This is a genomic window from Amycolatopsis sp. NPDC051372, assembly GCF_040682095.1.
Classification (GTDB): domain Bacteria; phylum Actinomycetota; class Actinomycetes; order Mycobacteriales; family Pseudonocardiaceae; genus Amycolatopsis.
Genome location: NZ_JBFBAF010000003.1, coordinates 335,880 through 361,731 on the forward strand (window position 1 = coordinate 335,880; position 25,852 = coordinate 361,731).

Consider the following 25,852-nt stretch of genomic DNA (forward strand, 5'->3'; position numbering starts at 1 on the left):
CGGCCATGGCAAGGGATTCCGTGGGCGCGAGTGGACTGGAGGAGCTGTACCCGTTCCTGTATTCGGGTACGAGCGATCTCGATGCCGTCCTGACCCAGGTCCGGCAGTCCACAGTGGAGAAAGCCCGCGAGATCGTCGCACTGCGCCGCCAGGTTCTCGAGACCGACGGCGAGCGCCTCGCCGCGTGCGCGCGCGACCTCGCGCAGGCGTTCGCCGGCGGTGGCCGGTTGCTGGCCTTCGGCAACGGCGGCAGCTCCACCGACGCGCAGGACCTCGCGAGCCTGTTCCTCAGCCCCGACAGCCCCGACTGCAACGCGAGGCCACTGCCCGCGTTCGGCCTCACCAACGACATCGCGGTGATCACCGCCCTGTCCAACGACATCGGGTTCGACGTCGTGTTCTCCCGGCAGGTCGCCGCGTTCGGCCGCCGCGGCGACATCGCCGTGGGCCTGTCGACCAGCGGGAACTCGGCGAACCTGCTGTCCGCGTTCGACGAGGCCGCGCGCCGAGGCCTCGTCACCGTCGGCATCGCCGGGTACGACGGCGGCAAGATGGCCGAACTGCGCTCGATCGACCACCTCTTCGTGGTGCCGTCGCCTTCCGTGCACCGCATCCAAGAAGCCCAGACGACCCTTTACCACGCACTGTGGGAACTCACCCTCGGTGCGCTCGACGACCTCGAGGGTGAACAGCCGTGACCCACGCCCAAGAAGAAGAGAAGCCCATCCACATCCTGTGGATCAACGCCGGACTGTCCTGCGACGGCGACTCGGTCGCGCTGACCGCCGCGACGCAGCCGAGCATCGAGGAGATCGTGCTCGGCGCGCTGCCCGGCCTGCCGAAGATCCAGGTGCACTGGCCGCTGATCGACTTCGAGTGCGGTCCGGACAAGGGCGCCGACACGTTCATCGAGTGGTTCTACAAGGCCGACCGCGGCGAGCTGGAACCGTTCGTGCTGGTCGTGGAGGGGTCGATTCCCAACGAGGCCATCAAGGCCGAGGGCTACTGGTGCGGCTTCGGCAACAATCCCGCCACCGGCCAGCCGATGACCACCAGCGAATGGCTCGATCGCCTGGCGCCCAAGGCACTCGCCGTGGTCGCGGCCGGCACCTGCGCCGCGTACGGCGGCATCCACGCCATGGAGGGCAACCCGACGGGCGCGATGGGCGTGCCCGACTACCTGGGCTGGGACTGGAAGTCCGGCGCCGGCCTGCCGATCGTCTGCATCCCGGGCTGCCCGACGCACCCCGACAACTTCTCCGAAACGCTCACCTACCTGCTCTACCAGGCCGCCGGCCACGCGCCGATGATCCCGCTCGACGACCACCTTCGTCCACAGTGGCTCTTCGGCGCGACCGTCCACGAGGGGTGCGATCGAGCCGGCTACTACGAGCAGGGTCAGTTCGCCGAGGAGTACGACTCGCCGAAGTGCCTGGTGAAGCTCGGCTGCTGGGGCCCGGTCGTGAAGTGCAACGTGCCCAAGCGCGGCTGGATCAACGGTGTGGGCGGCTGCCCGAACGTCGGCGGCATCTGCATCGGCTGCACCATGCCCGGCTTCCCGGACAAGTTCATGCCGTTCATGGACGAACCGCCCGGCGCGCACGTCTCCTCGATCGCGAGCGGCGCGTACGGCTCGGTGATCCGGCGCCTGCGCAAGATCACCGAACGCAAGGCCGACGCCGAACCCAGGTGGCGGCACAAGGGCAAGCAGCTCGAGACCGGCTACCGCTCCTCCTGGCGCTGAAGGGACTGGGGACATGACGCAGACACAGCCGAAGAGCGGCGGCAAGGCCGAGACCGACCTCGTCGAGATGGCGTGGGACCCGATCACGCGCATCGTAGGCAGCCTCGGGATCTACACGAAGATCGACTGGGCGGCCAAGAAGGTCGTGGAGTGCCACAGCACGTCTTCGGTCTTCCGCGGCTACAGCATCTTCATGAAGGGCAAGGACCCGCGCGACGCGCACTTCATCACCAGCCGCATCTGCGGGATCTGCGGCGACAACCACGCCACGTGCTCGGTCTACAACCAGAACATGGCCTACGGTGTACGCCCGCCGCACCTCGGCGAATGGATCATCAACCTCGGTGAAGCCGCCGAGTACATGTTCGACCACAACATCTTCCAGGAGAACCTCGTCGGCGTCGACTACTGCGCGAAGATGGTGGCCGAGACCAACCCCGGCGTGCTGGAGCTGGCCAACCGCACCGAGGCGCCGCACGCGCGTGACCACGGGTACAAGACCATCGGCGACATCATGCGCTCGCTCAACCCGTTGGAGGGCGAGTTCTACCGCGAGGCCCTGCAGGTCAGCCGTTCCACGCGCGAGATGTTCTGCCTCATGGAAGGCCGCCACGTCCATCCGTCCACTTTGTACCCGGGCGGCGTCGGGACGATCGCAACGGTGCAGCTGTTCACCGACTACCTCACCCGGCTGATGCGCTACGTCGAGTTCATGAAGCGCTGCCTGCCGATGCACGACGACCTGTTCGACTTCTTCTACGAAGCCATCCCCGGTTACGAAGAGGTCGGCCGCCGGCGCATCCTGCTCGGCTGCTGGGGCAGCCTCAACGACCCGCAGTACTGCGACTTCACCTACGAGAACATGGAGTCGTGGGGCCGCAAGATGTTCGTCACGCCCGGCGTGGTCGTCGACGGCAAGCTGGTCACCACGAGCCTGCTCGACATCAACCTCGGCATCCGGATCCTGCTCGGCTCGTCCTTCTACGAAGACTGGGAGGGCATGGAGAAGTTCGTGACGCACGACCCGCTGGGCAACCCGGTGGACGCGCGCCACCCGTGGAACCAGCACACGATCCCGCGCCCGCAGAAGCGCGACTTCGACGACAAGTACTCGTGGACGATGTCGCCGCGCTGGTTCGACGGCACCGACCACCTCGCGCTCGACACCGGCGGCGGCCCGATCGCCCGGCTGTGGGTCACGGCGCTGGCCGGCCTCGTGGACACCGACTACGTGAAGTCCACCGGCCACAGCGTGGTGATCAACCTCCCGCGCACGGCGACGAAACCCGAGGTCAGCTTCGAGTGGAAGATCCCGAAGTGGAGCAACGCGCTCGAGCGCAACCGAGCGCGCACGTACTTCCAGGCCTACGCGGCCGGGCTCGCGCTGCACTTCTGTGAGCAAGCGCTCGCCGAGGTCCGCGGCGGCAACACGAAGACGTGGGAGCCGTTCAAGGTGCCTGAGGAAGGCGTGTCGTGCGGGTTCACCGAGGCGGTGCGCGGGGTCCTTTCGCACCACATGGTGATCAAGGGCGGCAAGATCGCGAACTACCACCCGTACCCGCCGACGCCGTGGAACGGCAGCGTGCGCGACTCCTTCGGCACGCCGGGCCCGTACGAGGACGCGGTGCAGAACACGCCGATCTTCGAGGAGAACACGCAGGAGAACTTCAAGGGCATCGACATCATGCGCACCGTGCGCAGCTTCGACCCCTGCCTGCCGTGCGGCGTGCACATGTACACCGGCAAGGGCAAAACGCTCGACCGGATCCACACCCCCCACGCGTTCGGCGGAGAGGTGTTCTGAACCATGACGGAGCGCGACATCGGCCAGGTCGGCGAACGCATCGAGCAGCTCCTCGGTGAGCTCGCGGCGGAGGCGGGCGGCACCGTGGCGGACAAGGCCGAGGACCTTGTCCACACGCTGCTCGAGTTCTACGGCGCCGGCCTGACGACGATCGTGTCCGTCCTGCGAAAGGACGTCGCCGGCGAGGTGCTGCTGGAGCGCCTCGCCGGCGACGACCACGTGCGGGGCCTGCTGGTCCTCCACGACCTGCACCCGAAGTCCACTTTGGACCGCGTCAGCGAGGCGCTCGACGAGGTGCGGCCGTACCTGGGTTCGCACTCCGGAGACGTCGACATCGTCGGCATCGACGCCGAAGGCGTGCTGCGGCTGCAGCTGCAGGGCACGTGCGACGGCTGCCCGTCCTCGACCGTCACGGCGAAGATGGCGATCGAACGCGTGGTGCGCGAGGCCGCGCCGGAGCTCACCGACGTCGTCGTGGCCGGGGTGGTGCCCGAACCGACCGGCCCCGGCGGACGTCCGCTGCTGCCGCTCGAAACAGTCGAGTGCCCGGTCCCCCTGGAGCAGGCATGACGGGCGGTCTGCGCAAGTTCCTGACGCCGGCCGAGCGACCGGCGCGCGGTGAGAGGTGCGAGCTGTGCACGGAGCCGATCGGCGTCGGCCACGGGCATGTGATCGACCTCGAATCCCGCATCATCATGTGCACCTGCCGGGGCTGTTATCTGCTGTTCACGCACACCGGTGCAGGCGGCCACCGGCACCGCGCGGTGCCGACGCGGTACCGGCACGCCGCGCGGTTCGCGGCGGGCTCGGCGCTGTGGGAGACGGCCGGGATCCCCGTGCGGATGGCGTTCCTCTTCTACAACTCGATGCAGGAGCGCGCGGTCGCGTTCTACCCGAGCCCGGCCGGCGCGACGGAGTCGCTGCTGCCGTTGGACACGTGGACGGAGCTGCTGCAGGAGGAGCCCGAGTTCGCCACCGTGGCCCCCGACGTGGAGGCGGTGCTGATCAACAAGCACGACGTCGGGTTCGAGGCCTTCCTCGTGCCCATCGACGTGTGTTATGAGCTCGTCGGCCTGGTCCGCCTGCACTGGCGCGGATTCGACGGCGGCGCCGAAGCGCACGAAGCCATCGACCGCTTCTTCGCCGACCTTCGCGCCCGCGGAGAGGTCGCCGCGGATGGCTGAGCTCACCTTCGACTGCCTGGACGTGCGCCCGGTGAAGTACGCGGCGTCGCCGACGCTCGCGTTCAGCATGAAGATCACCGAGCTCACCGCCCAGCCGATCCACGCGCTGGTGCTGCGGGTGCAGCTGCGGATCGAACCGCAGCGGCGCCGCTACAGCAGCGGGGAGTCGGAACTGCTCACGAACCTGTTCGGTGACCCGGCGCGGTGGGGCGAGACGCTGCGGCCATTCCAGTTCGCGACCGTGGCGGTGATGGTGCCGAGCTTCACGCGCACCACGGAGTTCCAGCTCGAGGTGCCCTGCACGTACGACCTGGAAGTGGCCGCCGGCAAGTACTTCCACGCGCTCGCCGACGGTGTGGTCCCACTCGTGCTGCTGTTCAGCGGCACGGTGTTCGCGAAGGGTGGTCCGGGGTTCTGGGTCGAGCCGGTGCCGTGGCACACCGAAGCCGAGTGCCGGATGCCGATCGCCGCGTGGGACGAGCTGATGAACCAGTACTTCCCCAACGTCGCGTGGCTGAAGCTGCACCGGGAGACCGTCGACGCGCTGCTGCGGTACAAGTCGCGCCACGCCATCCCGACGTGGGACGCGGCGATGGAGCACCTGCTGACGAACGTGGGTGATGGCCCGTGACCAGCGTGTTCGACCAGGCTCGCGCCGTCGGCGACGCCGTGCTGTACGAGGGGTACCTGCTCTATCCGTACCGCGCGTCGGCGCGGAAGAACCGGGTGCGCTGGCAGTGGGGTGTGCTGATGCCGCCTTTGTACGCGTCGGAGGAGCGCGGCGACTACGCGACTTCGCGCACGGAGTGCCTGCTGGAGCCCCGCAAGCACACCTCGGTGCACCTGACACTGCGGTTCCTGCAGGCCCAGGAACGCCTGGTGCACGACGGCCACGGATTCGTCGACTCCGTGACCGTGGCCGGCAAGGACTACACGACGTGGGACGAAGCCGTGGAGCACGAGCTGAACTTCGTGGTCCCCGTGGCCGAGCTGCTCGCCCAGCCCGTGGAGCTGCCGTTCTCCGCGCCGCCGGCCGAGACGCGCGAGTGCGTGGGCGACCACTGCACGCTCGTGCGCCGCTCCGGCGAGCTGACCGGTCTGCTCACGGCTCGCCTCGACGCGCTCGACGGCCCCTTCGGCGGCACGCGGCTGCGACTGGACCTGCGCAACACGAGTACGTGGCCGTCGGACGGCGTCCGCGAATCAGCGCTGCGCAGGGCGTTGCTCGCGGCGCACGTGATCCTGGCGGTGGACTCGGGCCACTTCCTCTCGATGCTCGACCCGCCCGAATGGGCGAAGCCGGCCGTCGAGGCGTGTGTGAACGAGCGCGTGTGGCCGGTGCTGATCGGCGGGTCGTCGCGAAGCGGGGTGATGCTGGCGTCCCCCATCGTCCTCTACGACGACCCGTCGATCGCGCCCGAAAGCCCTGGTGAGCTCTTCGACGGCACGGAGATCGACGAGATCCTGACGCTGCGCACGATGGCGCTCACCGACGAGGAGAAACGCCAGGCCCGCGCGACGGATCCCCGGGCGGCCGCGCTGCTGGACCGCGTGGACGACCTGCCGCAGGAGCTGCTCGACCGGCTGCACGGGACGGTGCGGTACCTGCGTTCGGTGACCGGCGAGGAAACCGATCTGCCGGCGAACCCTGCTTCACCCATGAACCCTGTGCCGTGGTGGGATCCCGGAGCCGACTCGTCCGTCTCCCCGGAGACCGACGGCGTCGTGGTCGCCGGCGTCCGCGTGGCCGCGGGCTCCCGCGTGCGGCTGCACCCGAACCTGCGTGGCGCCGACGCCCAGGACATGTTCCTCACCGGCCGCGTCGCCACCGTGCGCGCCGTGCTGTCCGATGTGGACGGAACCACGCACGTGGCCGTGACCCTCGACGACGACCCGGGCTCCGACCTGCAGAACGCCCACGGCCGCTTCCGCTACTTCTCCCCCGACGAGCTGGAGCCGACATGAGACCACAGGTGCTGGTGGCGGGGATCGGCAACATCTTCCTCGGCGACGACGGCTTCGGCGTCGAAGTGCTCAAGCGGCTCGAACACGAAGAGCTGCCGGAGTGGGTGCAGATCGCCGACTACGGCGTCTCCGGCCTGCACCTGGCCTACGACCTGCTCGGCGGCTACGACACCACGATCCTGCTCGACGCGACGCCGCACGGGGTCGAGCCGGGCACGTTGTCGCTGATCGAGGCCGACGTGGACGCCATGGCTTCGGCGCCCGTGATCGACGCCCACGGCATGCAGCCCGAAGCCGTGTTCCGACTGCTGCGGCTGCTCGGCGGCGACGCGGGGCGCGTGCTGATCGTGGGCTGCGAGCCGAAGTCGGTCGAGTCCGGGATCGGGCTCAGCAAGGAGGTCGCGGCGGCCGTGCCCGCGGCCGTGCGTGCGGTGAAGGAACTGGCGTGGGGCAGCACCCCACGTCTCCCCCAAGACTCCCTCAAGACGGAGGTCTGACCATGTTCAAGCGGGTGCTGCTGCTGATCGTGCTCATCGGTGTGGTGGCGTGGGTCGCCCGGCTGGTGAAGCCGGACGTGCAGCGTTACGTCGACATGAGCCGGAAATAGCCGTGTGCCTCGGCATTCCGGGCGAGATCATCGAGATCAGCGAGGAGCGTCCGGACCTCGCGAAAGTCTCGGTGTGCGGGGTGAAGCGGGCCATCAACATCGGCCTGCTCGCCGACGACCCACCCGCGCCGGGTGAGTGGATCCTCATCCACGTCGGGTTCGCACTTTCAAAAATTGACGAGGAGGAGGCCGCCGCGGCGCTGGAGTTCCTGGAGAGCATCGGGAAGGCGTACGAGGACGAGATGACCGCCCTCCTCGAATCTCGGATCGACTGATCGATCAGGAGGAACCATGCGGTTCGTCGACGAGTTCCGGGACGCGGACAAGGCGCGGGCGCTGTCCGCGAAGATCACCGCGCTGTGCGAGCCCGGCAGGCACTACAAGTTCATGGAGGTGTGCGGGGGCCACACGCACACGATCTACAAGCACGGCCTCGAGGATTACCTGCCCGAGAGCGTCGAGCTCGTGCACGGCCCGGGCTGCCCGGTGTGCGTGATCCCGATGGGCCGGATCGACGACGCGATCAGCATCGCGCGCCGGCCCGGGGTGCTGATGACCTCGTTCGGCGACATGATGCGCGTGCCGGGTTCGGGCGGCAACTTCTTCGACTCCAACGCCGAGGGCACCAACATCAGGATGGTGTACTCGCCGCTCGACTCGCTGAAGATCGCCCGGCAGAACCCAGACCTGCAGGTGGTCTTCATGGCCATCGGGTTCGAGACGACCACGCCGTCGACCGCGATGACGCTGCTGCGCGCGGCCGACGAGGGCCTCCCGAACTTCTCGGTGTTCGCCAACCACGTGACGATCGTGCCGGCCATCAAGGCCATCCTCGACTCACCCGACCTGCGGCTCGACGGGTTCCTCGGCCCGGGCCACGTCTCGACGGTGATCGGCTGCCGGCCGTACGAGTTCATCGCGCGCGACTACGGCAAGCCCGTGGTGGTGGCCGGGTTCGAGCCGCTGGACATCCTGCAGTCGATCTACCTGTTGATGGTGCAGCTGTCCGAAGGCCGCGCCGAGGTGGAGAACCAGTACTCGCGCGTGGTGCCGTGGGACGGCAACCTCGTCGCGCTCAAGGTGATCAACGAGGTGATGGAGCTGCGGCCGTACTTCGAGTGGCGCGGGCTCGGGTTCATCTCGCACTCGGCGATGCGCGTGCGTGAGAAGTACGCGGCGTTCGACGCCGAGCGCCTCTTCGACGTGCCGGGCGTGCGGGTGGCGGATCCCAAGGCGTGCCAGTGCGGTGAGGTGCTCAAGGGCGTGCTGAAGCCGTGGGAGTGCAAAGTGTTCGGCACGGCGTGCACGCCGGAGACGCCGATCGGCACCTGCATGGTCTCGCCCGAAGGCGCGTGCGCGGCGTACTACAACTTCGGCCGGTTCAGCCGCAAGCGCGTGCGGGAGGCGAGCCACGCATGACCACCACGGAACGCGAGCAGCAGGTGCTCGACCGCATCGAACGCGCCCGGCGGCGGCGCGCGAAGGTGCGCGAGGAGCGCATCACCCTGTCCCACGGCTCGGGTGGCAAGGCCACACACACGCTGATCGAGGCGGTGTTCCTCGACGCGTTCCGCAACCCGCTGCTGGAGCCGATGGAGGACGCGGCCGCGCTCGCCATCGGCGGGGCGCAGCTGGCGCTGACCACGGACTCGTTCGTGGTGTCGCCGCTGTTCTTCCCCGGCGGCGACATCGGCGACCTGGCCGTGAACGGCACGGTCAACGACCTCGCCGTGTCCGGCTCACGGCCGCTGTACCTCACGGCCGGGTTCATCCTCGAGGAAGGGTTCCCGGTCGAGGACCTGCTGAAGATCGTCGACTCGATGAAGGAGGCGGCGCTCGCGGCCGACGTGCAGATCGTCACCGGGGACACGAAGGTCGTGCAGCGCGGCAAGGGCGACGGCGTGTACATCAACACCGCCGGCATCGGCGTCTCGATCCGTTCGGGACTGGGCGTTTCCTCGGTTCGGCCGGGCGACGCGGTGCTGGTGTCGGGGCCGATCGGGGACCACGGCGTCACGATCATGCTGGCCCGTGGCGAGCTGGACATCGACGCCGACATCGAATCGGACACCGCGCCCGTCCACGGGCTGGTGGCGGGGCTGCTCGCGGCGGTGCCCGGGGTGCGTTCGATGCGCGACGCGACCCGCGGCGGCGTGGCAACGATCCTCAACGAGGTCGCGGCCGGCGCGCAGGTTTCGGTGATCGTGGACGAGAACGCCGTGCCCGTGCGCGACGAAGTGCGCGGCGCGTCGGAGCTGCTGGGCATCGACCCGCTGTACGTGGCGTGCGAGGGCCGGATCGTGACGTTCGTCGACGGCGCCCAGGTCGACGCCGCGCTGGCCGCGCTGCGTTCGCACCCGCTCGGCGCGGAGGCGGCGGTGATCGGCCGCGTCGCCGACGACCCGCCGGGCCTGGTGCTGCTGAACACCGCGTTCGGCGGCACGCGGATCGTGGACATGCTGGTGGGCGACCCGCTGCCGAGGATCTGCTAGTGCACGAGATGTCGATCACGCAAAGCGTCGTGGACGCGATCGTCTCGCGGCTGGGTTGGCAGGCCGTGCGCAGTGTGCGGTTGGAGATCGGGCGGCTGTCCGGCGTGGTGCCGGACAGCGTGCGGTTCTGCTTCGACGTGGTTTGCGAGGGGACGTCGTTGCAGGGCGCGGAGTTGGAGATCGACGAACCGCCCGGGCGGGCCGCGTGCCGTGACTGCGGGGCGGAGTTCGGGATCGACGACCCGATCCTGCTGTGCGCGTGCGGCAGCGCGAACGTCGAGGTGCTGGCGGGGCGGCAGCTGCGCATCAAATCCGTGGAGGTGGTTTGAGGTGTGTGCGACGTGTGGTTGTTCGGACTCGGCTTCGGTTCATTCGCACGCTGATGCTCATTCGCACGCGGCGGACCATTCGCACGCGGAGGGTTCTCACACTGTGGTGCTGGAGCAGGACGTGCTGGCCAAGAACGATCATCTGGCCGGGCACAACCGGTCGCGGCTCGCTGAGCTGGGTGTCTTCGCGGTCAACCTGATGAGCTCACCGGGGGCCGGGAAGACGACGTTGCTGGAACAGACCGTGCGCGCTTTGGGTGCTTCAGTGCCGCTCGCGGTGGTGGAAGGTGACCAGGAGACCCTGCTGGACGCCGACCGGATCAAGGCTTCGGGCGCGCCGGTCGTGCAGATCAACACCGGCGCGGGCTGTCACCTCGACGCGACGATGCTCTCGCGCGCGCTCGACACGTTGGCGCCGGCGCGGGGTTCGGTGGTGTTCGTGGAGAACGTCGGGAACCTCGTGTGCCCCGCGTTGTTCGACCTCGGCGAGGCGGCGCGCGTGGTGATCATGTCCGTGACGGAGGGGCCGGGGAAACCGCTGAAGTACCCGCACATGTTCGCGTCGACGGATCTGGTGCTGCTCAACAAGATCGACCTGCTGCCGTATGTGTCGTTCTCGGTGCCGGAATTCCTGCACGACCTGCAGCACGTCAACCCGGACGCGCGCGTGGTGGAGATCAGCGCGACCCGGGGTGACGGCCTGGACGAGTGGTACGGCTGGCTGCGACAGCGACCTGGCCGAGGCTGATGCCGCCGTCGTTGGTCGGCACGCGGGAATGGGTGAGGACGCGGAAACCCGTGTGTTCCAAGGACGCTACTGTTCTTTCCAGGAGCAAAAGGTTCTGGAACACGCCGCCGGACAGGGCGACTGTCTGGAGGCGGGTCGTGTCGCGCAGGTAGGTGCAGGTTTCGGTGATGGCTTCGGCGACGCCGTTGTGGAAGCGCGCGGCGACGACCGCGCGTGGGGTGCCGTGGTCGAGGTCCTCGACGACGGCTCGGAGCAAGTCCACACCGGACAGTTCCGTCGGGGTCTGCTCGCAGTGGTAAGCACTGCCTTCTGAAGGATCGGCGAGTTGTTCCAGTTCCACGGCGGCCTGGCCCTCGTAGTTGATCTCGTCGCGGACGCCGAGCACGGCGGCGACGGCGTCGAACAGCCGGCCGGCGCTGGACGTCAGCGGGGAAGCCAGGCCGGTGCGGGCGAGGCGGAGGAGGTCTTCCCACTGGTCTTCGTGGCGGGCTCGGAGCGCCGTCGACTGGGCGTCTGCGGCGTCGAGGTAGGCGGCGGCCATGCGCCAGGGCTGGCGGATGGCCGTGGTGCCGCCGGGCAGCCGGATGGGCGCGAGGTGCGCCAGGCGATCGAACCCGGCAAGGTCGGCTTTCAGGAACTCGCCGCCCCAGAGCGTGCCGTCGGTGCCGTAGCCGGTGCCGTCGAACGCGACGCCGAGGACGGGGCCGGCTTCGCCGTTGTCGGCCAGGCAGGAGGCGATGTGGGCGTGGTGGTGCTGCACGCCGACGAGCTCGACGTCTTCCAGGTCCAGGGCGTATTTCGTCGACAGGTACTCGGGGTGCAGGTCGTGGGCGACGACTGTCGGCGTGAGGTCGAACAGCTCGCGGAAGTGCGCGATGCCGGTCTCGTAGGCCTTGAACGTCTCGTAGTTGTCGAGGTCACCGATGTGGTGGGAGAGGAACGCGTGGGTGTCCTTGGCCAGGCAGAACGTGTTCTTCAGTTCGGCGCCGCAGCCCAGGATGTGCTCGGTGAGCCTTGAGCGCAGCGTCACGGGCTCCGGCACGTAACCACGCGAACGGCGCTGCAGCTGCACCCGGTCGCGCCACACCCGCACCACGGAGTCGTCGGTCCGGGTGTGTATGGCCCGGTCGTGCGTGAGGAAGGCGTCAGCGATCCCGGACAGCCTCGCGAAGGCGTCTTCGTCGCGGTAGACGATGGGTTCGTCGGACACGTTCGCGCTGGTCAGCACGATCGGCCGGCCGAGATCACCGAGCAGCAGGTGGTGCAGCGGCGTGTACGGCAGCATGACCCCGACGCGTCGGTTGCCGGGCGCCACCGAGGGCGCGAGCGGTCCGTTGGCGACGCGTGGGAGCAGCACGATCGGCCGCCGGTGCCCGGTCAGCGCTGCCGCGGCGATCTCGTCGACTTCCGCGATCTCCCGCGCGGCCGTGAGATCGGGGACCATCACGGCGAACGGCTTGTCCTCGCGGTGTTTCCTGCCGCGCAGCGCGGCCACGGCCGTCTCGTTCGCCGCGTCAACGGCGAGGTGATAACCGCCGAGTCCCTTCACCGCGACCACGGCGCCCGCTGCCAATGAGTCCACAGTGGACTCGATCGGCTCCCCGCCACCTGAGAACACCAGCCGTGGCCCGCAAGCCGGGCAGCACACCGGCTGCGCGTGGAACCGCCGATCACCCGGATCTTCGTACTCCAGCTTGCATTCCGCGCACAACGCGAACCCGGCCATCGTCGTCAACGGCCGGTCGTACGGCACCCCGCGCACAATCGTGAACCGCGGCCCGCAGTTGGTGCAGTTGACGAACGGGTACCGGTACCGCCGGTCCCCCGGATCCCGCAGCTCGGCCAGGCAGTCCACGCAGGTCGCGCTGTCCGCGGACACCAACGTCGCCGCCTCGCCGCCGGCCGGGCTGGCGACGATCTCGAACCCGATTGCTCCCGTGGCCGGCACTGACGTCACCCGCACGTCGTCGATCACAGCCAACGGCGGCGCCTCGGCCCGCAGCGCCGTCACGAAGGCGTTCAGCGCCTCCGAAGTGCCTTCAACCTCGACGAACACCCCGCGGCTGTCGTTGCCGACGAAGCCCGCGAGCCCGAACCGCCGCGCGAGCCCGTGGACGAAGGGCCGGAACCCCACGCCCTGCACCACTCCGTCGACCCGCACCGCGCAGCGCCCGAGCGCCATCGGCTCAGTCTGCGCCGCCCCGGCCGGGAGCGGAAGCGATGCGCCACTCCCGTGGTGAAACCCCGTAGGCCGCCTTGAACGAGCGGCTGAAGTGCGCCGCGTCCGAGAAGCCCCAACGATGGGCGACGGCGGCGACCGTCGCACTGGTGCGGCCCAGGTCGCGGCGCGATTCCGCCAGCCGCTGTTGCTGGATCCAGCGCACGACGGACACGCCGTCGGCCGAGAAGAGCTTGTGCAGGTAGCGCACGGAAATCCGGTGCGCTGCGGCGATCGTCGCCGGCGACAGGTCGGGCTCGCCGAGGTGGTCGGCGATGAAGGTGCGGATCCGCAGCAGCGTCGGCTCGGGCGTCTCGGCGCCGTCGAGGACCAGCGATTCGAGCAGGTTCAACGCCGACGCGGCCAGCCGTTCGCCCGCCGCGCCTTCGGCCGCGGTGAGCCGCGCCAGGAACGGCGAGGCGAGCGCGGGCACGCCGGCGTCGGGGCGGAGCGTGGTGGCCGTGACGCGACGCAGGTCCGCGTCGCCGACGCCGAGGAACCGGCGCGGCACCATGAAGACCTTCATCTCGAACTCGCCGGGAAACCACAGCTCGTACGGGCGCGCGGCGTCGTAGAAGACCAGGTCGCCGGGGCGGATCACGGCGCGGCGGCCGTCCTGCGTGACCACGCCGGGGCCGAGCCGCTGCAAACCGAGGAGCACGAACTCGTCGCCGGCCTCGGCCACGAGCCGCGGAGTCCGGCGGACGCGCTGCGCGGCGGCGTGCACGGTGGAGAGCTGGAGGCGGCCGAGGCGGTCGTTGGCGACGGAGCCAGAGAACGCTTCGGCGTCGGGGGTGGCGACGTTGAGCGGCACGAACGAACGGCACACGACCTCGTGCCAGAAGGCCACGCGCTCGGCCTCCGGTTGCGTGTCGGTTGTCAGCACCATGCTCATCGCACCACCACCTGAGCAGCAAGTATGCGCTGATCCGAGCGCGACACACCAGCCGTGCGCTCTCCGTCAACCCCCGGTGCACTGTGAGGCAAGCCACGGGGTTCGGGTGCTCCTACCTTCGGCCGAACAGGCAGGCGAAGGGAAGGACAGCGCGTGATCACCTACTCGGGCTCTTTCAAGGCAGCGGCCGTGCAGGCGGAGCCCGGTGTGGCTGGACGCCGACGCGACCATCGACAAGTCGATCGATCTCATGGCCGAGGCCTCGCGCAACGGCGCCGGTTTGATCACCTTCCCGGAGACGTTCGTCCCGGGGTACCCGTGGTGGCTGTGGCTGGATTCGCCTGCGTGGGGCATGCAATTCGTGGGCCGCTATCACGAGAACTCGATCAGCCTCGACAGCCCGCGCTTCAAGCGGCTGCTCGACGGCGCGAAGCAGCACGGCATCAACGTGGTGATGGGCTTTTCCGAGCAGTCAGGCGGCAGCCTGTACATGGCGCAGGCGACGATCTCCGCCGACGGCGAGCTGGTCGGCGCCCGCCGCAAGCTGAAGCCGACGTTCGTGGAGCGCACGGTGTACGGCGAGGGCGACGGCTCCGACCTGGTGGTGCACGACGTCGCCGGCATCGGCCGCGTCGGCGCGCTGTGCTGCTGGGAGCATCTGCAGCCGCTCACGAAGTACGCGATGTACGGCATGGACGAGCAGGTGCACGTGGCTTCGTGGCCGAGCTTCTCCGTCTACAAGGGAGCGGCGTACGCGCTCGGGGCGGAGGTGAACACGTCGGCTTCGCGCATGTACGCGGTGGAGGGGCAGTGTTTCGTGATCGCTCCGTGCGCGCTCGTGGGTGACGCCGGGATGGAGCTGTTCTGCGACACCCCGATGAAGGAGCAGCTGCTGCAACGCGGCGGCGGGTTCGCGCGCATCTTCGGCCCGGACGGCAGCCCGCTCGCCGAGCCGCTGGCGGAGGACGAGGAAGGAATCCTGTACGCGGACATCGATCTTTCGGCGATCCCGCTCGCGAAGGCGGCGGCGGACCCGGTCGGGCACTACTCGCGGCCCGATGTGACGCGGCTGCTGCTGAACCGCACCCCGCGTCGTCCGGTGGAGGAAACGCGGCCGGCGCCTGAGCAGATCGAGGAAATCCCCGCCGAGCCGGCGGCTGTCTGACCCGTTTCGCCCCCCGGCGTTGGCGCGCTCATCCCCCGTCACCGCTGGGTCCCCAAGGTTGTCCACAGCCATCCGGGCGTTGTGGACAACCTTGGTCCATTTCGGCTTCGTGGCCGGTTGTTGTCGGATGGCGGCGCTAGCTTCTGCAGGCATGACCCACTTCGAGCTCCAGCCCATCGCCCACGTCGAATCCTCGGTGAAGGATCTTGACGGGGCGCCGAAACAACCTGATGAGGGCGCGCCCTCGGCGTGGCTTGTGTTCTTGCCGTCGTTTGCCGAAGGCCTGCGTGATTTGAAGGCCGGTCAGCAGGTGCTCGTGTTCACCTGGCTGCACCTGGCCGACCGCTCGGTGCTGTCCGTGCGCCCGCGCAGCGACCCCTCACGGGCGATGGCCGGGGTGTTCAGCACACGCTCGCCCGCGCGGCCGAATCCGATCGGGCTGCACCGCGCGGAGATCGTCGAGGTCGACGGGTTGCGCGTGCTCGTTTCGCAGCTCGAAGCGATCGACGGCACCCCCGTGGTCGACGTGAAGCCGGTGCGATCTCCGGACGACGGGTAGAAATCTTCGCGATCGGTGAACCGCCCCCAGGTCGGCGTCCGTTTTCAGAGCATCGGACGAGAAGGTGGTGACGGATGACCGGGATGCGAGCCCGCCGGCAGGTGGCCGACGAGGCACTCGTGCGGACGTTGTTCGCCGAGCACGGCAAGGCGATGCTCGCCTACGCCACGCGGCTGCTCGGGGATCGCGCGGCGGCGGAGGACGTGGTGCAGGAGGCGCTGATCCGTGCGTGGCGCAACCCGGACAGCCTGGTCAACGGCAAGGGTTCCGTACGGGCGTGGCTGCTCACGGTCGTACGCAACCTCGTCGTCGACAAGGTCCGGGCGCGCGCCGCCCGGCCCACGGAGGTCGCCGAATCGCCGACGACCGTGCCGGTCGCACGTGACCACTCCTCGGCGGTGGTCGACTCGATCGTGGTGCGGGAGGCGCTCGACGGCCTGTCGCCCGAACACCGCGAGGTGCTGGAGCAGGTGTACCTGCACGGCCACACAGTGCCGGAAGCCGCAGCACAGCTGGGCATTCCGGCAGGCACCGTGAAGTCCCGCTCGCACCGCGCCCTGCGCCTGCTGCGCGAATCGTTCGGCGGCCGGCAACCGGTGGGTGCCGCGTGAACCACGACGCCCTCGACCACACCCACGCGATGACCTGCGAGCACTGCCGGAAGGAGGTGGATTCAGTGCGCGAGATGCAGGAGTTCCTCGAGGCGATCCCGCCCGAACTGCTCCTCGACGGCCCACCCGACGACGCGGACCTGCTGCTGCAACGCACGTTGCGGCAGGTGCGCTCCGAAGCGTCGGGTGCGCGCCGGCGCGGCAGAACGCTGGCCGCCACGGCTGCCGTGGCCGTGGTGGCCGCCGCGCTCGGCCTCGGCGCGCTGCTCGGCCACACCGGCACCGCGCCGCCCCTGCTCCCGGCCGCCGCCCCTGACCCGGACCTGGCAGTCGCGCCGAGGCCCGACCCCGTGCTGCTCACCGGCTCCGCCGGCCCCACCCACCTCTCCGCCGCCGTCACCCCGGCCCGCGGCTGGGTCCGCGTGGAAGCCCACGTCCGCGGCCTCCCGGACGGCACCCAGTGCCGCCTGGTCGTCCTCGGCAAGGACGGCACCCGCCAACTCACCGGCGGCTGGCAGTTCTCGACTTCGGCCACCGATGACGAGGCTGAGCTGTACGGCTCCGCCAGCATGCCCGCGTCGGAAGTCGCCGCGGTGACCCTGGAAGACATGGCCGGCCACGAGTTCGTCCGAACGGGGGTGTGAGCGGAAGTTCGTTGTGGCACAACCGAAAACCGGCGCCCGGTTCGGCAGTCCCGAGCGCCGGTGGTAGCCCGTGCTCGGCAGAGATGGTGCGGACAGTGGGTGCGGGCACTGCCGCTGGAGGACGGCAACACCCGCACCCGCCGTCGAATATGACCGGTCGTCTTACCAAATGTCAAGGAGGTCCCGACATCCGAAGCGCCATTCTCAGAAGGTGAACAGCACCTTGCCCGCGCGGCCGGGCTTGCGAGCGTGGTCGAACGCGGCCTGGTAGTCGCCGAGGGCGTAGGTTGCCTCAACCGCCGCTGCCAGCTCCCCGTTGGCCACGAGGCCGGCGAGCTCGCCGTAGACCCGCTCGATCTCCTCGCGCGGGGTGGAGCGGGCCTGCTCAACTCCTGTGCTTACGCCATCCACGCCGACAAACTCGACGACCCGGCCCTCGCCCACACCCTGCTGGCTCCCTTCGGCCAGGAGGCCGGCGCCATCCCGCCTCAGCGCCTGGACCTGGTCCGCGGCCTGCGGGGCAACTTGATGACGCTCCTGACCGCCGAAGACCCGGCCGAGGCCTGGGCGACGTTCACCGAACGCACGTCCGGCGTCGCCTTCACCCAGGACTTCTCGACCCCCGGCCAGGTCGTCCCCCACCAGATCACCGGCGACGCGGTCGTCGGCGGCATCACGCTGCACGTCGCCGAGCTCGTGGCGAACGGCACTTGGTCACGGCTTCGGATCTGCGCCAACCACGAGTGCGCCAGCGTCTTCTACGACACCACCCGCAGCCGCACGCGCCGCTGGCACTCCTACGAGATCTGCGGCAACCGCGCCAACGTCGCGACCCACCGCGCCCGCAAATCCGGCCGCTGACCAGGAGAAACCATGCACTTCCTCGCGACGGGTCGGATTCTTCGCCCCAAAGAAAGCGCCGCCCACGTGCCCGAAGAGGCTTGCGAGTTCGACCGCCTGCACGCCGAGGGCTTCATCCAGGAATCTTCTTCCTGCGGCCCGGCCCGGGCGTGGTGAACGTCGTCGAAGCCGCCTGACGCGAAGACGCGGAAGCCAAGCTGGCGCAGCTGCCGTTCGTCTCCCTCGGCCTGCCAGAGTTCGAGCTGGCAGAGGTCACGCGGCACTGATGGTCCTTTGTGGACTCGGCCCTTCGTTACGGACAGACGTGTAGCTCGTTCGACTATTTCTTCGTCTGGCGCGAGACCTGCATCACTCCACCACGGCAACGTGCTCACCTCGACGCATACTGTGACAAGACAGAGCTAATCCACTTACAGTTATGTCGAGAGGCGAACCTCATGACCACCCTGTCCTACGACGTCCTGGTCACCGCCGGCGCCAGACGTGAGCGCGGCCAGACGCTTCCGACGGGCGAGCCGATCATCTCCTCGCCGGTCTCCACCACGCTCATCACCGGGGCCGAGGACGCCGTGCTCGTGGACCCGCCGTTCCTCGACTTCCAGATCCGCGAGGTCGCCGACTGGGTCGTCCGCAGCGGCAAACGCCTGCGCCACATTTTCGCCACCCACGGCCACGGCGACCACTGGTTCGGCACCGCCGAGCTGCTCGAACACTTCCCCGGCGCCCAGGTCTACGCGACCCCCGGCACCATCGACGTGATGCACAAGCAGGCCACCGACGGCCGCGCTCAGATGTGGGACCTCGACTTCCCCGGGCGCATCCCGCCGTCACCCGTGCTGGCGCAACCGGTCCCCGAAGCCGGTTTCCTGTTGGAGGGCCACGTCCTGCGCGCGGTCGACGTCGGCCACACCGACACCGACGCCACCTCCGTGCTCCACGTGCCGGACCTCGGCCTCGTCGTCGCCGGCGACACCGTCTACAACGGAATCCACCAGTACATCCTCGAAGGCGGCGACGGCGGCCTGCAGGAATGGCTCCACGCGCTCGACCGGATCGCCGAACTCGAGCCGCGCGCCGTCGTCGCCGGCCACAAGAACCAGGCCCTGCCCGACGACCCGCTCACCATCGACCAGACGCGTACCTACCTGCTCGACGTCATCCGCCTGCTCGACACCAAACCGACCGCCCGCGAGTTCTACGACGAAATCCTGCGCCTGCACCCAGAGCGCCTCAACCCGGGCCCCGTTTGGTACGGCGCCGTCGCACTGCTGGGGACTGAATGAACATCGAATCCGCGGGCCTGGACGCGAAGTCCGCGTACAAGCTCCTCATCGGCAGCATCATCCCGCGCCCCATCGCGTGGATCAGCACGGAGTCGACGTCCGGCGTCGGCAACCTCGCGCCCGTGTCGTTCTTCACGTGCGTCGGCCGCAAACCGCCCAAGGTTTCCCTGTCCATCCACCGAAATCCGACGGCGCGACGCTCAAGGACAGCTTCGTCAACATCCGCGACACCGGCGAGTTCGTCACCAACATGGCTACCCTGCCCCAGGTCTTCGCCCTGCACCGCAGCGCCACCGAGTTCGAACCCGACGTCGACGAGTTCGATGCGGTCGGCGTCGAAAAGGTCGCCTCGGCCCTCGTGAAACCCCCGCGCATCAAGGACGCGCCCGTCGCCCTCGAGTGCAAAGTGGACCAGATCTTCTCCGCCCCCGACGGCCTCCACCACATCGTCTGGGGCGAAGTCGTGAACTTCTACGTCTGCGATGACCTCTACGTCAACGGCCGCATCGACTTCGGCGCCATCGCCCCCATCGCCCGTCTCGCCGCCGAATACACCGTGGTGGACAACGCCTTCGTGCCCCCTCTGGACCCCGCCGTCCTCACCGAGCGCGCCTCCCGCCGCATGCGCCGCCTCGACGGCCAGGGCGAGGAATACTCCGCGGTGGACTCCCCGACGTGGTCGGCGTCGGGCTCCGTGCAGGGGTGAGGTTTCAGCGCTCGTTCCACCGGCGAGTACCACCAAGCCGTTGGTATCGCTGGCGCATGCCTTGGCGCGTCAGGCCACACGCCTCGGCGGCGTCGAGCTCGCGCCGACGAGCTCGGGGAACACGTGCAAGCCGTGGTTCACACCGCGCTGATCGGGCGGCAGGAAGTGGTCGAGCTGCGACCTGCTCCGAAGTGTCAGCAGAACCCCGAGCGCACCCGGACCCGGTTCGGTACCGAGCCGAACTCGGCCGGTTGGCAGGTGGTTTCGAGAACCGACATCCACAGGTCGCCGTCGGGGTCGACCTGGTTGCGGCGGCTGGTCATGAGGGACAGCGGGACGTGGACGAAGCGGCGCCGCCAGCGGGCGACGGCGGCTTCGGTGTGGCCCGCCATGGCGGCGTGCACCGCGGCGTGGGCCAGCCGCAGGCAGTAGACGGCGTCATAGGCGTTGGCGGCGATGCTGCGGACCGCGTAACTCGGGTCGATGTAGCGCATCGTGGGGGGCAGACCGACGGAAACGAGGTGTGCTGTGATGCGCTCTTTGAGCAGCTCCCCGATGTTGCCGAGTTTGACGTTGCCCGAGGCGTCGGTGCCGCGGCCGTTGAGCTGCGGCAGGCCGTGTTCTTCGAGGAGGTCCTGGCCCGCTCCCTCGGCGAGGACGATGACGACGAAACCCTTGGCTCTCACGCGCTGCTCCACGTGGGCCAGCAGGCCGTCGGCTCCCCCGAGAGCGAACGGGATCTCGGGGATCAGGACGATGTCGGCGGCGTTGGCGGACAACGCGGCGTAGCTGGCGATGAAACCCGAGTGCCGGCCCATCAGCTTCACGATCCCGACGCCGTTCGGGCTGGCCGCGGCTTCGACGGAGACCGCGGTGATGAAGTCGGTGGCCCGCGCGAACGCGCTTTGAAACCCGAAGGACTGGTCGGTGAAGGGCAGGTCGTTGTCGATCGTCTTCGGCACACCGATGACCGCGATGTCGAGACCACGCGCCCGGATCGCCTTGCTGAGGAACGTCGCCGCGCGCATCCCCCCGTCGCCGCCGATGACGAACATGATGTCGACGCCGCGCAGGACGAGGCTGTCGACCATTTCGTCGGCGTCCTGGCCGCCGCGCGAGCTGCCCAGGATGGTGCCGCCCGCGTTGTGGATGTCGCGAACGCGATCCGGCGTCAGTTCGACGGTGTCGTAGCGGTGCTGTTCCGTCAGGCCCTGGAGACCGTTGCGGAAACCCAGAATCCGCTTGACCTTGTAGTGCACCGCGAGTTCTTGCACGAGACCACGGATGACGTTGTTGAGCCCGGGGCACAACCCTCCGCAGGTGACGATGCCGGCGGTCACGCGCGCGGGGTCGAAATAGATCTTCCGCCGAGGACCGGCGGCTTCGAAACTCGGCACCTGGCCGGGCGGGAGGCTGTGCTCGGCGAGCATGGAAACGGTGTCCTCGAGCAGGACCCGGTCGCCCTCCGCGACGTAGTGCGGAGAGGTCTGCTTGGTGGAGAGCATCTCGGAGAACGGCGAGTCGTAACGGCACTCGCCGAGGCGGCGAACGCCGAGGTCGTCCAGGTGCAACGTCACCGTGTCTCCTTGATCTCGATGGTCAACGGGGTTCGCGTTGAGCGCGAACCAGCCGGGAAGTCAGTCGAACGTGGTGTGTGTTACGTGGCGAACCTGGCCCCGGGAAATCAGGAGCGATTCGGTGATGGTCGCCCCGGCACCGCTGCGTGGCCGCCCGACCAGTGGCCCGCCGTTGACGCCGGTGGCGACGAAAAACGCGTCGCCGGTCACGAGCTCGCCACACTCGTAAACGCGGTCGAGGGACATGCCCGCGGCGCGGATGGCGTCCGCTTCGTCGTCACGTTGCGGGGCCAGGCGGCCCAGCATCCCGCCGCCCAGCGCGCTGACCGCCGCGGCGGTCAGCACTCCCTCGGGCGTGCCGCCGACTCCGATGAGCAGGTCGACGTCGAGCGTCGGCAGGAGCACCGCGAGGCTGCCCCCGACGTCGCCTCCCGCCGGGGTCTGCACGGCCGCGCCGGCCCGCACCACCCGGGCGATCAGGTCCTTGTGCCGCGGCTTGTCCATGATGACCACGCGCAGCTCGCTGACCTGCTTGCCAAGCGCCTTGGCGACGTTGGCCAAGGTCTCCTCGGTGGGATCGTCGAGATCGATGACGTCCTTCGCCGCGGCGGGCACCACGATCTTGTCCATGTAGAACCCGGGCCCGGGTGACCACAACGTTCCCGACTCGCCGAACGCGATCGTGGCCAGCGCACCGGGCAGGTCCTTCGCGCAGAACGACGTTCCCTCAAGGGGATCGACGGCGATGTCGAAGTCCGGGCCGTGGCCGTTGCCCACGACCTCACCGTTGAACAACATGGGCGCGTCGTCCTTCTCGCCCTCCCCGATGACGACGGTCCCGCGCCCGGGTGCGTCGGCCAGAGCCGCCCGCATGGCCGCGGTCGCGGCCGCGTCGGCGCCTTTCTGGTCGTGCCGGCCCACCCAGGCGTAGCTGGCCACCGCGGCGTGGCAGGTGGCGGCCAGCGCCACCGCCTCCAAAGTGTGGATGTCAACGCAAGCCCGCGCTTCGACCTCAGTCTGATACTGCATCTCGAACTCCTCTTCTCGTCTGTAGCATCAGGACAGTGAGATCGCGGCACTTGCGTTGCGGTCACTCGAGATTCGCGTGCAGCCGCCAAAGTTCGCGGGCCTGGCTCCCGCTGGTCTTCCACAATGCGTGGAACAGCGCGTCGGTGGTCAGTAGCACCGACTGCTCGAACAGGCTGCCGGCGTACTGCACGGAGGCGGCGCCGTCGAAGTCCTGCTTGTCCGCGGCCGGGATGATGAGCACCTCGGTCGCGGTCTTGGCCAGTGGTGACTCCGCCGCCGTGGTCAGCGCGATCACGTCCGCGCCCTGGTCACGGGCGGTCTGAGCGGCCCGCACCACGCGCGCCGTGGTCCCCGAGCCCGACGCCGCCACGAGGACGTCGCGCGCGCCGATCGCCGGCGCGGTCACCTCACCGACGACGTGGGTGGGGAGTCCGAGGTGCATGAACCGCATCGCGGCCATCTGCAGAGCCAGCCCGCTGCGGCCGGTGCCGATCGTGAACACGGCCGGAGCCTTGAGCAACAACGCGCCGGCCCGGATCCAGGACGGGGATTGCACTCCCGCGCTCACCCGGTCGACTTCGCCGATGACAGCTCGCGTTGCGTCCACGAACAGGCCGGTGTCGAGCTTCTTCGAAATCGAGTGCGTCACCGAGATCTTCCTCCACAACTCAAGTAGGACAACGAATTCACGGCCGCGCGGCGCGCACGCTCCGCCGGGCCGCTTCGACCACGGCCTCGGTGGTGATGCCGAACTGGCTGAACAGGGTCTTGAAGTCGGCCGAAGCGCCGAAATGCTCCAGTGACACGATTTCTCCCGCGTCGCCGGCGAACCGGTGCCACGGCTGCGCGATACCGGCTTCGACGATCACCCGCGCACGCACCGACGGGGGCAGCACCTTGTCCCGGTAGGACCGGTCCTGCCGGTCGAACCACTCCACGCACGGCACCGACACGACCCGGGTGGGCACCCCTTCGGCCTCGAGCACCTCCCTGGCCGCCACGGCCAGCTGGACCTCGGAACCAGTACCCACGAGCAGCACCTCGGGCCGCCCCGTGGACGCCTCGGCGAGGACGTAACCGCCACGGGCCACCCCCTCGGCGGAGGTGCCCTCCAGCGTCGGCAGGTCCTGGCGGCTCAGCGCCAGCCCGGCCGGACCGGCGGTGTCCTCCAGCACGGCCTTCCAGGCGTACGCGGTCTCGTTCGCGTCGGCCGGGCGGACCACCGACATCCCGGGGATGGCGCGCAGGGACGCCAGCTGCTCGACGGGCTGGTGCGTCGGGCCGTCCTCACCGAGGCCGATCGAGTCGTGCGTCCACACGTAGATGACGGGCAGCCGCATCAGCGCGGCCAGGCGCACAGCCGGGCGCATGTAGTCACTGAAGATGAGGAAGGTACCGCCGTACGGGCGGGTTCCGCCGTGCAGCGCGATGCCGTTGAGGATCGAACCCATCGCGTGCTCGCGGATACCGAAGTGCAGCGTGCGACCGTAGGGATTGGCCTGCCAGGCGTTGGTGGAGATCTCGACCGGGCCGAAGGAGTCCGCGCCCTTGATCGTGGTGTTGTTGCTCTCGGCCAGGTCCGCCGATCCGCCCCAGAGTTCCGGCAGCACGGCGCCGAGCTTGGCCAGTACCGCGGCCGACGCCTTGCGAGTGGCGACGCCCTTGGCGTCGGGCTGCCAGGTCGGCAGATCGTCGGCCCACCTGGCCGGCAGCGCGCGCCTGCTGATGCGGTCGAGCAGCGCCTTTTGCTGCGGGTTGCTCTTCGCCCAGGCGTCGAACTCCAGCTGCCACTTCTCGTGGTCGGCCCGCCCGCGCTCGGCCACCTCACGGGTGTGGCGCAGCACGTCGTCGTCGACCTGGAAACTCTGCTTCGGGTCCAGGCCCACGGCGCGCTTGACCGCGGCGAGCTCGTCTGCGCCCAGCGCGGCACCGTGCGCCTTGCCGGTGTTCATCTTGGTCGGGGCCGGGTACCCGATCACGGTGCGCAGCACGATCAGGGTCGGGCGGGTGGTCTCTGCCTTCGCCTGCTCGATCGCCGCCAGGATCCCGGTCACGTCCTCACCGCCGTAGACCGTAACGACGTGCCAGCCATACGCTTCGTAGCGCTTCGCGGTGTCCTCGGACAACGCGATGCGGGTGTCGTCCTCGATGGAGATCTCGTTGCTGTCGTAGATCACCGTGAGGTTGCCGAGCTGCTGCGTGCCGGCCAGCGACGAAGCCTCGGAGGTGACGCCCTCCTCGATGTCGCCGTCCGAGGCGACCACGTAGACCTGGTGGTCGAACGGGCTCTTGCCCGGCTCGGCGTCCGGGTCGAACAGGCCACGCTCGCGGCGGGCGGCCATCGCCATCCCGACCGCGGTGGCCAGGCCCTGGCCCAGCGGGCCGGTGGTGGTCTCCACGCCCTTGGTGTGCCCGTACTCGGGGTGGCCCGGGGTCAGCGAACCCCACTTGCGCAGGGCTTTCAGGTCGTCGAGCTCCAGGCCGTAGCCGGAGAGGAACAGCTGGACGTACAGGGTGAGGCTCGAATGCCCGGCCGACAGTACGAACCGATCCCGGCCGAGCCACTGCGCGTCGGCGGGATCGTGCCGCATGACCCGCTGGAACAGCGCGTAGGCGACGGGCGCGAGGCTCATGGCCGTGCCGGGGTGCCCGCTCCCGCAGTGCTCGACCGCGTCCGCCGCCAGCACGCGGGCAGTGTCCACCGCACGCCGGTCCAGCTCGGTCCAGTCTTCGGGGAGTCGCTTCGTGGTCAATCGAACAAGCTCTTCGGCTGATTCAATCGCGCGGGAACGGGAGATCGATCCGTTTGCTGCCATGGACGCGCACTCCTGATAATTCTCACTCGGCACATTCCGGCCAAATTCGAAAATGTGATATGGGGTCTTTTTCGCTGTGTGCCGAGCCGGTGCCCGGCACACAGCGAGTGGGTTCGGTCAGGCGGTGGCGCGTTTTTTGAGTTCCTTCGCCGCGGCACCCGGGTCGGCGGCGTTGTAGATCGCGCCCCCCGCCACAGCGACGGTCGCGCCCGCGTCACGCACCGCGCCGATGGTGTCGATCTTGATGCCGCCCGCGATCGAGAACGGGACACCGGCCAGACGACCGTCTTCCAACAGGGTGTCGATCGTGTAACCAGGCCGGGCCTGCTCATCCAAACCCGCGTGGATCTCCACAAAGGACACACCCAGCTTCGACACCTCCCGAATCCGCGCGACCCGGCCCTCGACCACAGTGATCATGTCCGCCACGACCTGCTTGCCGTACTTACGACCCGCGGCCACCGCCCCACGCACCGTGTCATCATCGGCCGCACCCATCACCGTGACCAGATCCGCGCCGGCCTCGAACGCCAACGCCGCTTCCAGCTCACCCGCATCCGCGGTCTTCAAATCCACGAACACCAGCTTGTCCGGATGCGCCGCCTTGATCGCACT

General features: G+C 69.0%; 29 protein-coding genes. 21 read left to right on the forward strand and 8 right to left on the reverse strand.

Going from position 1 to position 25,852, the window contains the following annotated elements; genetic code table 11:
• The first annotated feature begins 5 nt into the window (after nt 1-5).
• From AB0M56_RS07285 to hypB, 13 genes are all read left to right on the forward strand, one after another.
• Nucleotides 6-698, forward strand: a complete 693-nt coding sequence (locus AB0M56_RS07285) for an SIS domain-containing protein (protein WP_364171939.1) — start codon at nt 6-8, stop codon at nt 696-698.
• Nucleotides 695-1,744: a hydrogenase expression protein HypE gene (locus tag AB0M56_RS07290; protein ID WP_364171941.1), complete on the forward strand. Its 1,050-nt coding sequence runs from the start codon at nt 695-697 to the stop codon at nt 1,742-1,744. The genes AB0M56_RS07285 and AB0M56_RS07290 overlap by 4 nt, the downstream gene beginning before the upstream one ends.
• A 13-nt stretch (nt 1,745-1,757) precedes the next feature.
• Nucleotides 1,758-3,548, forward strand: a complete 1,791-nt coding sequence (locus AB0M56_RS07295) for a nickel-dependent hydrogenase large subunit (RefSeq protein ID WP_364171942.1) — start codon at nt 1,758-1,760, stop codon at nt 3,546-3,548.
• Nucleotides 3,549-3,551: 3 nt separating this feature from the next.
• A complete protein-coding gene (locus AB0M56_RS07300) occupies nt 3,552-4,118 on the forward strand; it encodes a NifU family protein (RefSeq protein ID WP_364171944.1) in 567 nt (188 codons plus the stop codon).
• Complete coding sequence (locus AB0M56_RS07305; protein WP_364171946.1) at nt 4,115-4,732, forward strand: DUF5947 family protein; 618 nt, start codon at nt 4,115-4,117, stop codon at nt 4,730-4,732. The genes AB0M56_RS07300 and AB0M56_RS07305 overlap by 4 nt, the downstream gene beginning before the upstream one ends.
• A complete protein-coding gene (locus AB0M56_RS07310; RefSeq protein ID WP_364171947.1) occupies nt 4,725-5,363 on the forward strand; it encodes a DUF6084 family protein in 639 nt (212 codons plus the stop codon). Before AB0M56_RS07305 ends, AB0M56_RS07310 begins: the two co-directional genes overlap by 8 nt.
• Nucleotides 5,360-6,697, forward strand: a complete 1,338-nt coding sequence (locus AB0M56_RS07315) for a hypothetical protein (protein WP_364171948.1) — start codon at nt 5,360-5,362, stop codon at nt 6,695-6,697. The genes AB0M56_RS07310 and AB0M56_RS07315 overlap by 4 nt, the downstream gene beginning before the upstream one ends.
• Nucleotides 6,694-7,194 carry a hydrogenase maturation protease gene (locus AB0M56_RS07320; RefSeq protein WP_364171950.1) on the forward strand — a complete coding sequence of 167 codons (501 nt, stop codon included), beginning with the start codon at nt 6,694-6,696 and terminating at the stop codon, nt 7,192-7,194. Before AB0M56_RS07315 ends, AB0M56_RS07320 begins: the two co-directional genes overlap by 4 nt.
• 112 nt (nt 7,195-7,306) lie before the next feature.
• A complete protein-coding gene (gene hypC, locus AB0M56_RS07325; RefSeq protein WP_364171952.1) occupies nt 7,307-7,579 on the forward strand; it encodes a HypC/HybG/HupF family hydrogenase formation chaperone in 273 nt (90 codons plus the stop codon).
• A gap of 16 nt (nt 7,580-7,595) precedes the next feature.
• The gene (hypD, locus tag AB0M56_RS07330) at nt 7,596-8,723 is read left to right on the forward strand and encodes a hydrogenase formation protein HypD (RefSeq protein WP_364171954.1); all 1,128 of its coding nucleotides are present in this window, start codon (nt 7,596-7,598) and stop codon (nt 8,721-8,723) included.
• Nucleotides 8,720-9,796: a hydrogenase expression/formation protein HypE gene (hypE, locus tag AB0M56_RS07335; protein WP_364171955.1), complete on the forward strand. Its 1,077-nt coding sequence runs from the start codon at nt 8,720-8,722 to the stop codon at nt 9,794-9,796. The genes hypD and hypE overlap by 4 nt, the downstream gene beginning before the upstream one ends.
• Nucleotides 9,796-10,125 (forward strand): hydrogenase maturation nickel metallochaperone HypA, encoded by a 330-nt coding sequence (locus tag AB0M56_RS07340; protein WP_364171957.1) that lies wholly within the window; start codon nt 9,796-9,798, stop codon nt 10,123-10,125. Before hypE ends, AB0M56_RS07340 begins: the two co-directional genes overlap by 1 nt.
• Before the next feature lie 103 nt (nt 10,126-10,228).
• Nucleotides 10,229-10,873: a hydrogenase nickel incorporation protein HypB gene (gene hypB / locus AB0M56_RS07345; RefSeq protein WP_364171959.1), complete on the forward strand. Its 645-nt coding sequence runs from the start codon at nt 10,229-10,231 to the stop codon at nt 10,871-10,873.
• On the opposite strand, the gene hypF is transcribed toward hypB, so the two are convergent.
• Complete coding sequence (gene hypF, locus AB0M56_RS07350) at nt 10,803-13,055, reverse strand: carbamoyltransferase HypF (protein ID WP_364171961.1); 2,253 nt, start codon at nt 13,053-13,055, stop codon at nt 10,803-10,805. The two genes, hypB and hypF, sit on opposite strands and share 71 nt — an antisense overlap.
• Nucleotides 13,056-13,059: 4 nt before the next feature.
• On the reverse strand, nt 13,060-13,986 hold the full coding sequence (locus AB0M56_RS07355; protein WP_364171963.1) for a helix-turn-helix domain-containing protein: 927 nt from the start codon (nt 13,984-13,986) through the stop codon (nt 13,060-13,062).
• 205 nt (nt 13,987-14,191) lie between these two features.
• On the opposite strand from AB0M56_RS07355, the gene AB0M56_RS07360 reads away from it, so the two are divergent.
• The 4 genes from AB0M56_RS07360 (at nt 14,192) to AB0M56_RS07375 (ending at nt 16,965) form a co-directional block, all read left to right on the forward strand.
• Complete coding sequence (locus AB0M56_RS07360) at nt 14,192-15,151, forward strand: carbon-nitrogen hydrolase family protein (RefSeq protein ID WP_364171964.1); 960 nt, start codon at nt 14,192-14,194, stop codon at nt 15,149-15,151.
• Nucleotides 15,152-15,302: 151 nt separating this feature from the next.
• The gene (gene tsaA / locus AB0M56_RS07365; protein WP_364171966.1) at nt 15,303-15,710 is read left to right on the forward strand and encodes a tRNA (N6-threonylcarbamoyladenosine(37)-N6)-methyltransferase TrmO; all 408 of its coding nucleotides are present in this window, start codon (nt 15,303-15,305) and stop codon (nt 15,708-15,710) included.
• A 74-nt stretch (nt 15,711-15,784) separates the two neighbouring features.
• Nucleotides 15,785-16,321, forward strand: coding sequence for a sigma-70 family RNA polymerase sigma factor (locus AB0M56_RS07370; protein ID WP_364171968.1), 537 nt, complete (start codon nt 15,785-15,787; stop codon nt 16,319-16,321).
• Nucleotides 16,318-16,965, forward strand: coding sequence for a hypothetical protein (locus tag AB0M56_RS07375; protein WP_364171970.1), 648 nt, complete (start codon nt 16,318-16,320; stop codon nt 16,963-16,965). The genes AB0M56_RS07370 and AB0M56_RS07375 overlap by 4 nt, the downstream gene beginning before the upstream one ends.
• A 204-nt stretch (nt 16,966-17,169) precedes the next feature.
• Here AB0M56_RS07375 and AB0M56_RS07380 read toward each other — a convergent pair whose 3' ends face one another.
• Nucleotides 17,170-17,376 carry a hypothetical protein gene (locus AB0M56_RS07380; RefSeq protein WP_364171972.1) on the reverse strand — a complete coding sequence of 69 codons (207 nt, stop codon included), beginning with the start codon at nt 17,374-17,376 and terminating at the stop codon, nt 17,170-17,172.
• Between the two features lie 117 nt (nt 17,377-17,493).
• On the opposite strand from AB0M56_RS07380, the gene AB0M56_RS07385 reads away from it, so the two are divergent.
• The 4 genes from AB0M56_RS07385 to AB0M56_RS07400 all read left to right on the forward strand — a co-directional run bounded on the left by AB0M56_RS07385 (nt 17,494) and on the right by AB0M56_RS07400 (nt 19,815).
• Nucleotides 17,494-17,826, forward strand: a complete 333-nt coding sequence (locus tag AB0M56_RS07385; protein WP_364171974.1) for a CGNR zinc finger domain-containing protein — start codon at nt 17,494-17,496, stop codon at nt 17,824-17,826.
• 12 nt (nt 17,827-17,838) lie between these two features.
• A complete protein-coding gene (locus AB0M56_RS07390) occupies nt 17,839-17,982 on the forward strand; it encodes a hypothetical protein (RefSeq protein WP_364171976.1) in 144 nt (47 codons plus the stop codon).
• A 281-nt stretch (nt 17,983-18,263) separates the two neighbouring features.
• Nucleotides 18,264-19,109 (forward strand): MBL fold metallo-hydrolase, encoded by an 846-nt coding sequence (locus AB0M56_RS07395; protein WP_364171978.1) that lies wholly within the window; start codon nt 18,264-18,266, stop codon nt 19,107-19,109.
• Nucleotides 19,110-19,245: 136 nt separating this feature from the next.
• Complete coding sequence (locus tag AB0M56_RS07400; protein WP_364171981.1) at nt 19,246-19,815, forward strand: flavin reductase family protein; 570 nt, start codon at nt 19,246-19,248, stop codon at nt 19,813-19,815.
• Between the two features lie 194 nt (nt 19,816-20,009).
• Here the strand turns inward: AB0M56_RS07400 and AB0M56_RS07405 are convergent, their stop codons facing one another.
• The 5 genes from AB0M56_RS07405 to AB0M56_RS07425 form a co-directional block, all read right to left on the reverse strand.
• Entirely contained in the window at nt 20,010-21,392 is a 1,383-nt protein-coding gene (locus AB0M56_RS07405) for an ATP-dependent 6-phosphofructokinase (RefSeq protein WP_364171983.1), read from the reverse strand.
• A 60-nt stretch (nt 21,393-21,452) separates the two neighbouring features.
• Nucleotides 21,453-22,421: a class II fructose-bisphosphatase gene (gene glpX, locus AB0M56_RS07410; RefSeq protein ID WP_364171985.1), complete on the reverse strand. Its 969-nt coding sequence runs from the start codon at nt 22,419-22,421 to the stop codon at nt 21,453-21,455.
• Nucleotides 22,422-22,482: 61 nt separating this feature from the next.
• Entirely contained in the window at nt 22,483-23,070 is a 588-nt protein-coding gene (gene hxlB, locus AB0M56_RS07415; protein ID WP_220245706.1) for a 6-phospho-3-hexuloisomerase, read from the reverse strand.
• 37 nt (nt 23,071-23,107) lie between these two features.
• A complete protein-coding gene (gene tkt, locus AB0M56_RS07420) occupies nt 23,108-25,237 on the reverse strand; it encodes a transketolase (protein WP_364171987.1) in 2,130 nt (709 codons plus the stop codon).
• Between the two features lie 117 nt (nt 25,238-25,354).
• On the reverse strand, nt 25,355-25,852 hold a 498-nt coding region (locus tag AB0M56_RS07425; protein ID WP_364171989.1), incomplete at its 5' end, for an orotidine 5'-phosphate decarboxylase / HUMPS family protein.

Coding starts and splice junctions, on each gene's coding strand:
- AB0M56_RS07305 (WP_364171946.1), top strand. CDS start 4,115: ATGACGGGCGGTCTGCGCAAGTTCCTGACGCCGGCCGAGCGACCGGCG.
- AB0M56_RS07295 (WP_364171942.1), top strand. CDS start 1,758: ATGACGCAGACACAGCCGAAGAGCGGCGGCAAGGCCGAGACCGACCTC.
- AB0M56_RS07355 (WP_364171963.1), bottom strand. CDS start 13,986: ATGAGCATGGTGCTGACAACCGACACGCAACCGGAGGCCGAGCGCGTG.
- AB0M56_RS07395 (WP_364171978.1), top strand. CDS start 18,264: ATGACCACCCTGTCCTACGACGTCCTGGTCACCGCCGGCGCCAGACGT.
- AB0M56_RS07385 (WP_364171974.1), top strand. CDS start 17,494: ATGACGCTCCTGACCGCCGAAGACCCGGCCGAGGCCTGGGCGACGTTC.
- hypE (WP_364171955.1), top strand. CDS start 8,720: ATGACCACCACGGAACGCGAGCAGCAGGTGCTCGACCGCATCGAACGC.
- hypF (WP_364171961.1), bottom strand. CDS start 13,055: ATGGCGCTCGGGCGCTGCGCGGTGCGGGTCGACGGAGTGGTGCAGGGC.
- AB0M56_RS07310 (WP_364171947.1), top strand. CDS start 4,725: ATGGCTGAGCTCACCTTCGACTGCCTGGACGTGCGCCCGGTGAAGTAC.
- AB0M56_RS07285 (WP_364171939.1), top strand. CDS start 6: ATGGCAAGGGATTCCGTGGGCGCGAGTGGACTGGAGGAGCTGTACCCG.
- hypD (WP_364171954.1), top strand. CDS start 7,596: ATGCGGTTCGTCGACGAGTTCCGGGACGCGGACAAGGCGCGGGCGCTG.
- tsaA (WP_364171966.1), top strand. CDS start 15,303: ATGACCCACTTCGAGCTCCAGCCCATCGCCCACGTCGAATCCTCGGTG.
- tkt (WP_364171987.1), bottom strand. CDS start 25,237: ATGGCAGCAAACGGATCGATCTCCCGTTCCCGCGCGATTGAATCAGCC.
- AB0M56_RS07370 (WP_364171968.1), top strand. CDS start 15,785: ATGACCGGGATGCGAGCCCGCCGGCAGGTGGCCGACGAGGCACTCGTG.
- AB0M56_RS07320 (WP_364171950.1), top strand. CDS start 6,694: ATGAGACCACAGGTGCTGGTGGCGGGGATCGGCAACATCTTCCTCGGC.
- glpX (WP_364171985.1), bottom strand. CDS start 22,421: ATGCAGTATCAGACTGAGGTCGAAGCGCGGGCTTGCGTTGACATCCAC.
- AB0M56_RS07390 (WP_364171976.1), top strand. CDS start 17,839: ATGCACTTCCTCGCGACGGGTCGGATTCTTCGCCCCAAAGAAAGCGCC.
- AB0M56_RS07300 (WP_364171944.1), top strand. CDS start 3,552: ATGACGGAGCGCGACATCGGCCAGGTCGGCGAACGCATCGAGCAGCTC.